The organism is Phascolarctobacterium sp., assembly GCF_030531065.1.
Classification (GTDB): domain Bacteria; phylum Bacillota; class Negativicutes; order Acidaminococcales; family Acidaminococcaceae; genus Phascolarctobacterium_A.
In genome coordinates, this window is the sequence record NZ_JAUNOQ010000009.1 from 89,920 (window position 1) to 99,999 (window position 10,080).

Genomic DNA, 10,080 nt, shown 5'->3' on the forward strand with positions numbered 1-10,080 from the left:
CTTTTACACATAATACAAAAATTTATGATTGTATTTTTTGTAAATCCAAGCGCCAAGCCCTAAAGCCAAAATTGCATAGAACGCGCACAACAAATGTATCTCCATCGACGGCAGCTTCCCCAGCAGTACTACGGTACGGAAATACTTAATATATGTATATACCGGATTGAGCAAAAACAAATTTTGGTAAGTGGCAGGCAGCACGTCGACATTGTAAAAAATTGCCGAACAATACATTACCAGCATCGTGAATACGTCGTATAAATAGCTGATATCACGATAAAAGACAAATAAAGCGGATAAAATCAAGCCAATGCCGATATTAAAAACAACCAGGCAGGCCAAGGGATACAGCAAGGCTAAAAAATGCGGACCGAAGCTGACATTATCAAAAAATGCAAAAACGAAGAATACGCACAGCGTCAGCAGAAAATTGATAAAGGCCGATACATTTTTAGACAGCAAAAAAATATATTTCGGCACGTTGATTTTGGTAAAGATACTGGCGTTACTCATTAACGAGTTCATGCCGCCGTTCGTCGATTCGCGATAATAGCTAAAGACCAGATTACCGCAAAACAAAAAAATTGTGTAATGCGCTACGCCGCGCCCGAAGTAATGGCCAAAAACTAATTTCATCACCAGCAAACTTAAAAGCGGGGACAAAACGCTCCACCCCATACCTAAAACCGTGCGTTTATATTTTTGTTTGAAGTCGCGCTTGACGAGTTCTTCAAAAAGGAACTTATGCCGCATAATTTTTTTTAACGCTTCATTAACTAAAACCATACTTAAACATCAATAGATTTAATTGCTTCCCACACCCTCCGACAATTATTCCTGTCGTTAAAAGCAAAAAATCTCTCAATCCTCTCTCTGTACTTATCTTTTAAAGTACAATCATTTTCCATGTATTCAATAATTCTATCCACGGTCTTTTCTAAATCGTATTCGACTTCGCCAAAGCCGTCGCGCTCATAGTCAAAATAACCCTTGCTATAAATATGACTACCAGAAAATACCTGCTCTTTATCAAATTGAGTATAAATAACTGGCTTTCTAAGATATGCAAAATCAAAAGCTACCGAAGAATAATCAGTTATAATCATGCTGCTTTCGGCAAAAATATCTCTATAATTCGTGCTTATGCTGCAAAATTTAACATTATTTCTGTCAAACCAATCTATATACCCTATTAAATTGGGGTGAGGCATAAATTGAATAACATATCCCATTTCCACTGCAGCTTGTAATAAACGAGGATGATTAATAAATTCATTGTAGTACTTAAAATACTGTGAATTCATAACCGTTTTATCATACCTTTTTATGCCATCATCAAAATAAGTAGCATTGCTACCCAAACTGCTCCGCCACGTTGGCATAATGGTTACAACTTTTTCTTTTTTATCCACCAATCTGTCGTACCGCGGCATTCCCGTCAATTTTACAACGCTATCGCTATAAAAATACTCGCCCTGCACAATGGACTCATATTCCGGAACTGCGCTCGTAACGAACAAAGATAAATTTTTATTATATCTATTAAGCCAATCGGAAAGATTGTCTTTTGTTATCCCGTGTTGTAAAAATATTCTTTTTTGTTTATATAATATATCGTGGTAATATTTTTCATTATTGTAAAACGGATTGTAAACGAAATCGTCGGCGGCAGATGAAACTGTCTTATCCGCTAACAAATGGTACAATTTATGCTTCCAGGAATGATAATCCAACACTTTGCCCAGCTTTTTTACGACTGCATAATCCGCGCTGTCTTTGCGAATTACAAAATACGCATTTACCGGCAAATTGTTTTCATTAACGTATTTAAACAACGCTTCGCCGTTATCGTCCGCCTTATTGATGCGGTCGCTGAACAGCCAGATTTCGTTTTTGAAAAACGGTTTCATAGCATGGTACAAACAGCGGGAAACGATTGCTTTTTTCGCGGCCTGCCCTTTAGAGCAAAATTCGCCTAACAATTTTACTTCTTGAGCTATAGACTTGATAACGCTGCTCTTGCTAACGCGCAACGCATTATCTTCATAAGTTAAAGTGTAGCCGCCTAGTAAGGCGTAAGAATTTTTAAAGGATTTCGTTAGCGGGAAGAATTTGCCAAATCTGACAGATTCTTTTTCCACTAGCTGATTATCTACTTTTTCATAAAATTTAATTTCACAAATATCGCAGGCGCCGATACTATCTATTTTAACTTTAAAGGCCTTCGCCTCAGAAATTAGCTCTCCCCAACATTCGCTACAGATTTTCCTGGCGTCATTGATTTCGCAAGGCAAAAATTTCCCATTAACGCTTACGCAAATCTCCGTAGGCGTTTCAGTAGGAATAACTGTCATAGCGCCTTCTATTTCCATTGAACCATTAGCTATGTTAATAAATTCTAACCTTAACGCGCATTGTTTTAAAGCAATGACTGACGTACCATTGATATTCACAGCCAAATCGCCGTTTGCATCAGCGCCAATTTCAGGCGTTGCATTATGTTTCTTCGCCAGCAAAAAGCTTTTCACTTCCGGGGTAATATGCCTTTGCCCAAGAATAATTTTATCTTCAAAATTGACTAATATATCAAAACAAGCTTTTATAAATTCCCGCGCTTCTTCTTCACTTAATGTGTCGCGTATAACTCTAATATTTACTTTAAAACGCCACTGCAAATCATACATTAAAGTATATTGCACAAACAACGGCGCTTCGCCGCACAACTCCTTTGCCTTATTTAAACTACTATATGAGAAGTAGTTTAAAGAAGGCATGTACCATGCCTTCTTTAAAAGAGCTTTTTGTAAAGCAGACTGCTCTCCGCTGCTTCTCTTCCTATAGTTATATTGCGCTTCTTTAACGACTCCTAATTTCTTTTTAGCGCACAAAATACGAAGGCATTCTTTCGCATCCTCCGCGTACTGCAATCTGCTATCGAAATAAATTTCCTTAGCAATATCATGTTTAACAAACGCACTCGACAAGCTCAGCTGTACGCAATCATACTCTTGCTCCAAATCTATAATTCTGCTGCCTTGGTTAAATTTATAATTTAGTATATGATTGCCGCTTTGCCCATCAAAAAACATTATTGGTATGGACACCACATCAACGACTTCATAATGCTTCTCAAAAAAATTAAATACATTTTTTAAAGTTTCTTCAGACAACATATCGTCGGCGTCTAAAAAATTAACGTACTTCCCTTCTATATGTCTCAGCCCTTCATTACGGGCAGACGATACCCCTCCGTTCTCTTGATGCATAACTATTATGTTGTCAGGAAATCGAACGGCGAACTCATCGCAAATCTTCCCGGATTTATCCGTTGAACCGTCGTCTACCAAAATCAGCTGGACATTCTCTTGAAAGCCTATGTCCTGCTTGATAACGCTTTCAATAGCTGCCGCTAAAAACTGCTCCACATTATAAACTGCCATAACTATGGAAATTTTAAATTTATACATGCCTACTCTCCTCGTATTATTGCATAGAATTTTATTATCAAAGGTAGCGTCCTCGTATAGACGCAAATAAATTTTATTTTTAAGCGCATTCCAATATTTCCGTCCAAAAACAGAGTCCAAATATTGCCGTCTATAGTTGCGCACAGCTCTCTATATTTACAGCTAAACTTGTTTTTTAAAATTTGTCGGCATTTGCAAAATTGGAAGCAAAACCCTAATGCCTGCGCCAAATAACCGACTCTACTGATATTTTCATATCGTGCCGATAAATACTCGTACCGTTCTTTAGCAATCAAATAACAGTCGTAACTTTTTTGCAAATCTACTTCTTTAACTAAGCCGTCATTTCTGATTCGGTAACAATAAATGATTTCATGCAGGTAATATATGCTGTTGCAGTTTTCAATTATTTTATGTAGCACAGCGTAATCTTCCATGCACTTATAATGTTCCGGAAAAATAATTCCATTCAACAATTCTCTTTTAAAAACTTTCTGCCAAAGCTGGCTTTGTATTTTTTGATCGACAACCAAATCGTGCAAAAGTTCTTCGTTATTTAAATATTGAGAACGAGCGGCATATATAATTTTTTGACCGTTACCGTCCTTATCTTTTTGATAATCAAAAATCAATAAGTCAGGCTCTTTTGATTTTAATATTGTCGTTATGGTTTCGTACCAATTACTGCGCACATAATCGTCGGGGTCGACCCAAGCAATGTATTTCCCTTGCGTAAACTTTAAGCCGATATTGCACGCAGCAGCAACGCCTTTGTTAGCCGTGTGAATGACTTTAAACAAATCGCTTTTGCCAGCGTAAGCGTCGCATATCATTCCGCTCTTATCGGTAGACCCATCGTCGACGCAAATTATTTCCGCTCCTTCATCAATTTGCCCAATCAATGAATTAAAGCATTGCTCTATATATTTTTCTACGTTATATACCGGAATAATAATCGATAAGAAACGCATACTATCCCCTGCCATACTGAATTTTTGAAGCTTGCCAGAATTTTTACTTCCATGGTATAATTAGACAACTAAAACTTCATAAGCAGTACAACGCCTCGCAGCGTCCATTTAGCAGTATCTCGCGTTACGCATCAACGTAACGTCGGTACTGCTTTTTCTTTTGCCAGCTTATGAAGTTTTATATAAAAGCTAAAGGAGCTGACGCCATGTCCAACGAATTTATCAAGCCAGAATACCTGGAAAAAGTCTCCCGGTTGCGCCTCATCGACGACATCTTTATGCGTAAAGTTTTTGAAAACAACGTCCCGGCTACTGAACTTTTATTGCGTATTATTATGGATAATGATAAAATTAAAGTAATAAAAGCGCAAAGCCAATACGCCTTAACCAACCTTTACGGTCGTTCCATACAGCTCGACGTGCTGGCGCAAGACGGCTTTGGCCGTTACTTTAATGTAGAAGTCCACAGTGAAAGTTCCGATACTTCGCCTAAACGCGCCCGCTACTACGTGGGCGTAATCGATACGGCGCACTTTCCTAAAAGCGTCGATTACGGAACGCTTTTCGACACCTACGTTATCTTCATTACGGAAACCGACGTACTAGGCGAAGGTCGCCCAATCTATCACATCGACCGTAAAATCAATGAAAGCGGCAACCACTTTAACGACGGTTCGCATATTATTTATGTTAACGGCGCGTGCCGTTATGACGAAACTGCATTGAGCAAGCTGATGCACGATTTTTTCTGCACCAGTGCCAGAGATATGCATTATCAAGAATTAAAGCAACGTGTAAAATATTTTAAAGAAACTAAGGAAGGAGCACAAATCATGTGTAAGATTTCTGAAGAACTAAGAAAAGAAGGCTTTGCAGAAGGTATGTCTAAAGGCAAAGCAGAAACAACTTTATCCATCGCTAAAAATCTAAAACGGTTAGGAACTTTAACCGACGAAGCTATCGCTTTAAGCACGCACCTTCCTATAGAGCAAGTTAAAGCGCTTAGCGTCTAATTTCAAAATTTGCCAAGAAAATATTCATCGCAAGCCCTCTGATTTCATTCAGGGGGCTTCTTTATTTTCCGTATCGCCTATACTGAATCTCTTTAATCTTTTTAAAAATAAACTGCGGTATCAAACCCAAAATAACAGGCTTTAATATATACGGCAGTCCTTGAAGCAAAATGCCATTCTTTTTGTAACCGCGGTAACGCACAACGGCTTCGCTCAGCCTGTCCTTCATCGGCCTGTATTTTTTGCTGCCGTTGGCAACATAATAATCAAGCAACGTTTCCTGTATATTATGCCCTTTATATCCCTTGCTATATAAATCCATCACTAAAGTATAATCTTCGCATCTTCTATTGCTCGCGTCCGTACTGTATTGCACAACGTCAAAAATATTTTTTCTAAAAACCATCGTGGGATGGATAAAAGGTATATTCCAAAGAAAGTCGTTTTTAGCAGGCGCTTCCGGCATTTTTAAAACGCCCCAAACGCCGTTATTATTAAACACTCTGGCTATGCTGCCCACAAAGTCTATTTCCTTATGCGTTTCCAGATATGCTATCTGTTTTGCTAATCTATCTTCTCTGGATATATCGTCGTCGTCCATGCGCGCAATGTACTGCCCCTCTGCCAAAGAAATACCGTGATTTAAGGCAAAGGCTAAGCCTTTATTTTTAGCATAGCGTTCGATTCTTATTCTTGTGTCCAGCTCTTTTATCTTCTGTAAAAGTTCGAAAGTGTTATCTGTTGACCCATCATCGATGATGATAAATTCCCAATCAGTATACGTTTGGGCAATTATTGACTGTACACTTCTGTAAAGCGCAGCCGAATCTCTGCAATTATAGACGCCCATCACTACCGATACTTTAGGCATTTATCTCACCGTTCTTCTCAAAATTTTTTTATAAACAAAAATTCTTACTTTGTTTGGTACTAGCCTGATGGCTATCCTTACAAATACATTATTTGCATAATTTTCTAAGCCAATAAATCCCCGCTCATACAGCGCTCTCTGAAACCTTACTTCCTGCTTTAGATACCTCCACCCGCCGCGCCGGGCAAACATTTCTTCCCCAGCTCGGACGTTTACCAGCACCTCCGGCATATTCGCCACCTTATAGCCCTGCTGCAGTATCCTCACCCACAAATCGTAATCCTCGAACCACAAAAAATCCCGGTAATTACCGCTGGTTATAACGGCGCTTTTCTTAAACACCACCGTCATATGCCGGAAAGGATTGCGCTTCTTGGCGTAAGACAAAATTGCTTCATGGGTACAAGGCAGCTTGGTTATAGTGTCAGGTTTATCGGCATCTTGGGAAAATTCCGTTATCCAGCTTCCCAGCAGCGCGATATCCTGATGCTGCTCAAGATAAGCCATCTGCCTGGCAAAGCGGTCGGGCAGCGCTATATCGTCGGTGTCCATGCGGGCAATGTATTCATAGTTGCAAGCCTCCACACCGTCCCGCAGCGCCAAGCCTAAACCGCGGTTCTGCGCAAAAGGCAGGACTCTTACGTTTTGTTGCTTGGCGGCAAAATCGTCTATCACCGCATCCAAAGCCTGCGTTAAGCCGCCGTCCTTGACGATAACAATCTCGTCCGGCTGCAAGGTTTGCGCGGCGATGCTCTGCAAAGCTAGGCGCAGATATTCCGGCTTTTCATTTTTATATACTGAAAGCAGTACGGAAAACTGCATCTTTCTCAATACGCTCCTTTGCCCATGAACACGCTCTTCCCCGTCCGCCACAGCAGCATTACATCCAGCCACACGCTCCAATTACGCACATACCAGCTATCCAGCTGCACGCGCTCGTTATAGGTGGTATCGCTACGGCCGCTCACCTGCCACATACCGGTTATGCCCGGCTTCACCATCAGATAATCGCCCACGTACTCGCCGTAGCGCGCCAGTTCTTCCGCTATTATCGGCCTGGGCCCTACTAAGCTCATCTCGCCTTTTAATACGTTAAAGATTTGCGGCAGCTCGTCCAGGCTGGTCTTGCGCAAGAACGCGCCGCTTTTGGTAATGCGCGGGTCGTTTTTCAGCTTAAAGTCTTTTTCCCACTCTGCCCGCGCCGCCGGGTCGTTAGCCAGCAGTTCCGCCAGCTTTTCCTTGGCGTCCACGCACATACTGCGGAATTTATAGCAGGGGAACGGCTTGCCGTTCTTCCCGACGCGCGTGTGTTTAAAAATCACCGGCCCCGGCGAATCCTTATAAATCCAGGCGGCGATAAACAGTAAAACCGGAGAAATCAAAATCGTGCCAACAATCGTCAGCGTGTAATCGAAAATTGTTTTCAGCCAGCGGTTCAGCGGCCGCGCCAGATTATTCTTCAAACGCAGGATTAAAAGCTTTTCGTTGAAAATGCTTTCCGCTTCCACAGCGCCCAAAGGCACGCCCACTAAATTGGGAATCACGCCGATGTTTTTTACCAGCGGCTGGATGCGATAGATTAACATCCCCAGCTTGCGTTCTTCCAGCCCCGGCGCGGCGATAAAGACCCGCTTGACGCCCGTTTCCTTAATCACTTTTTCCGCGTCGGCAAATTTACCCAGAACCGGATATTTTTGCAAGACTCCCGGCTGCACTTTGTTATCTTCCAAAAGGCCGACGATTTTATAGCCCATGCCCGCGTCCTGCGTAATGCTTTTCGCCAGCAGCTCCGCCGTTTTGCCCGCGCCGATGATAATCGTCGGCGCTTGCAGCAAATCCCAATGCAGCAGCAAACGCTTAGCGCCGTACCGCAACAGCGTCAGGAAAACGAAAGCCAGAATACCGAATAAGCCCACGAACATTCTGCTGGTGGTGGCGGCGATGCGCGCCACGTACAAAACAAAAATTACGGCCAGCGTACCGTAGCAGCAGGCGTGGAACAGTTTTTCCACTTCCTTGTAGAAGGGCATACGGCGGCTGTACAGCTGTCCCAGATGAATAAAGAGCAGGAACAGGCTGGGAAATACTATCCAGAAATTGAGCCAGGAAATATGCAGGTTTTGCGAACGCAAAAACCAGTTGCGCAGGCAGAAAGCGCTCTGTTCGGCGCCAATTATCGCCACATAGTCCAACGCTATAAACAGCAAAAACAATATCGACGTGTAATAGCGTTTCACGAGCTCTTCTCCCCATCCCTACAGCTGCGGTTATACTTTGTATAAAACAAATTTCCTTAACATAAGTAAATCTAAAATCATGCCCATGAATATTTTAGCACATCTGCCCCCCCTCGCAAGACCTTTTGGCCGGCGTTTAGCTTTTGTTTCTGCTTCTTGCGACCCTTTGGCTCGCCGTTCTTTCGCAGGCTCCCTTTCTTTTCCTTTCCTGTACCCCTCAAGCCGCTTCTGCATGTCAGCTCGTTCCCTGTTTAACCGCTCCGTTAGGCGCATCTGTTCCCTCGCTTCCGCGTTTATATTATCCCTTGCCCTGCCCATCAGCTCCGCTATATCCACATCCAAAGCCACGCTCACTAGTAGATATTTGTCAATACTATAATTGATATATCCGTTTTCTATCCCTATCAACAGTCTTTCGGACATTACGCACATCGTAGCCAGCTCTTTTTGTTTCAGCCCTCGCTTCTTTCGACAATCAGCCAACGCTTCTCCTATTTCCTTACGCAATGTAGCCAGCAGTACATCCTTACTATAATCCATAAAGTCAGAGCCCTGCGCAGGCTGCAAAGGCCGTTAAGCCAATAAAGCAAAAAACTCGATGACCGCTTCCCTGCTATCAGAGAAGTTCGTCATCGAGTTTTAGTTTTATTTTATTATCTTTCAATCAACAGCTCTTTATCCAGCTCCATATCTTCACTAGGCTTCAGTAGTTCTGTTAAATCGTGCTGCTTTCCTATATTAGTCACATCAATCTTGTTTACGCATAAGCTAACCCAAGGCAATGTATCCAATAATTCGTCCATCAAATCATATATATCTGCCGTACTCAATTTCTCGTCAGAAATATAGCCGGAACCTTGCCTGTGAGAAAATTTATGAAGTTTAAAAAATTTGCGTAAATCATAATATGCCTGCCGGTAATTAGCACCTGAATAATGTTTCTGCAAACTATGCGTGTCCAAGTCAAAATTCAACGCTTTAAAATATCTTCTTTCCAAATTCTACGCTCCTATAGCCTGCTTTTGACGGTAATGACGCAATAAATCTTCTTCGCTAAAATCAGCAGGATTGTCTGAATCTTCGCTGTCACACAAAGTCCATACAGCGACATTATCCATAAACCATTCCTGTTTTTTCAAAGTATTTACAATTCTGCCAAAACGTCCATAATCCTTGCTGCTGCCATTATCACGATAAACCAATAAACCAGGCGTTTCTTCTATACGCGGCAAGCCCATTTTTACAAAAGCACTGTTAATAGTACTGTAAATACCATCTAAACGATACTTTTTTTCTGCATTTATTTTATTATCATCCATACGAATAATCATCTTCAGCATAATATACTCCTCACTTTAAGTATTATGTGCATCTTTCCAATAAAGAAAACTTTTAGCGCCACTATTATTATATCAGTACTACACTTTAAGTACAAGGAACAATCGCAAAGCGATTGTTTAAGCTAAACTGTACCCTTTGTCAAGGACATTTTTGAAAGAAAGAAAAGAAATTTCAATA

Annotated in this window: 10 protein-coding genes; 1 reads left to right on the plus strand and 9 read right to left on the minus strand. The window is 41.4% G+C overall.

Annotated elements, in window-relative coordinates; all coding sequences use genetic code 11:
• Window positions 1-3: 3 nt before the first annotated feature.
• From Q4E64_RS07670 to Q4E64_RS07680, 3 genes are read right to left on the minus strand one after another with little or no spacing between them, the layout of a single operon-like run.
• Window positions 4-789 carry an ABC transporter permease gene (locus Q4E64_RS07670; protein WP_303167210.1) on the minus strand — a complete coding sequence of 262 codons (786 nt, stop codon included), beginning with the start codon at window positions 787-789 and terminating at the stop codon, window positions 4-6.
• A 2-nt stretch (window positions 790-791) separates the two neighbouring features.
• Window positions 792-3,470 carry a CDP-glycerol glycerophosphotransferase family protein gene (locus tag Q4E64_RS07675; protein WP_303167212.1) on the minus strand — a complete coding sequence of 893 codons (2,679 nt, stop codon included), beginning with the start codon at window positions 3,468-3,470 and terminating at the stop codon, window positions 792-794.
• A gap of 2 nt (window positions 3,471-3,472) precedes the next feature.
• Window positions 3,473-4,456 carry a glycosyltransferase gene (locus Q4E64_RS07680; RefSeq protein ID WP_303167214.1) on the minus strand — a complete coding sequence of 328 codons (984 nt, stop codon included), beginning with the start codon at window positions 4,454-4,456 and terminating at the stop codon, window positions 3,473-3,475.
• Between the two features lie 155 nt (window positions 4,457-4,611).
• Here Q4E64_RS07680 and Q4E64_RS07685 point away from each other — a divergent pair, with 155 nt between their 5' ends.
• A complete protein-coding gene (locus tag Q4E64_RS07685) occupies window positions 4,612-5,454 on the plus strand; it encodes a PD-(D/E)XK nuclease family transposase (RefSeq protein WP_303167215.1) in 843 nt (280 codons plus the stop codon).
• A 61-nt stretch (window positions 5,455-5,515) separates the two neighbouring features.
• On the opposite strand, the gene Q4E64_RS07690 is transcribed toward Q4E64_RS07685, so the two are convergent.
• The 6 genes from Q4E64_RS07690 to Q4E64_RS07715 form a co-directional block, all read right to left on the minus strand.
• Window positions 5,516-6,325 (minus strand): glycosyltransferase, encoded by an 810-nt coding sequence (locus tag Q4E64_RS07690; RefSeq protein WP_303167217.1) that lies wholly within the window; start codon window positions 6,323-6,325, stop codon window positions 5,516-5,518.
• Window positions 6,326-7,147 carry a glycosyltransferase gene (locus Q4E64_RS07695; protein WP_303167219.1) on the minus strand — a complete coding sequence of 274 codons (822 nt, stop codon included), beginning with the start codon at window positions 7,145-7,147 and terminating at the stop codon, window positions 6,326-6,328.
• Window positions 7,148-7,152: 5 nt separating this feature from the next.
• On the minus strand, window positions 7,153-8,562 hold the full coding sequence (gene wbaP / locus Q4E64_RS07700; RefSeq protein ID WP_303167220.1) for an undecaprenyl-phosphate galactose phosphotransferase WbaP: 1,410 nt from the start codon (window positions 8,560-8,562) through the stop codon (window positions 7,153-7,155).
• Window positions 8,563-8,592: 30 nt separating this feature from the next.
• Window positions 8,593-9,102: a helix-turn-helix domain-containing protein gene (locus tag Q4E64_RS07705; RefSeq protein WP_303167222.1), complete on the minus strand. Its 510-nt coding sequence runs from the start codon at window positions 9,100-9,102 to the stop codon at window positions 8,593-8,595.
• A gap of 113 nt (window positions 9,103-9,215) precedes the next feature.
• Window positions 9,216-9,560, minus strand: coding sequence for a VapD family protein (gene vapD, locus Q4E64_RS07710; protein ID WP_303167223.1), 345 nt, complete (start codon window positions 9,558-9,560; stop codon window positions 9,216-9,218).
• 3 nt (window positions 9,561-9,563) lie between these two features.
• Window positions 9,564-9,902 carry a hypothetical protein gene (locus Q4E64_RS07715; protein WP_303167225.1) on the minus strand — a complete coding sequence of 113 codons (339 nt, stop codon included), beginning with the start codon at window positions 9,900-9,902 and terminating at the stop codon, window positions 9,564-9,566.
• Between the last annotated feature and the right edge of the window lie 178 nt (window positions 9,903-10,080).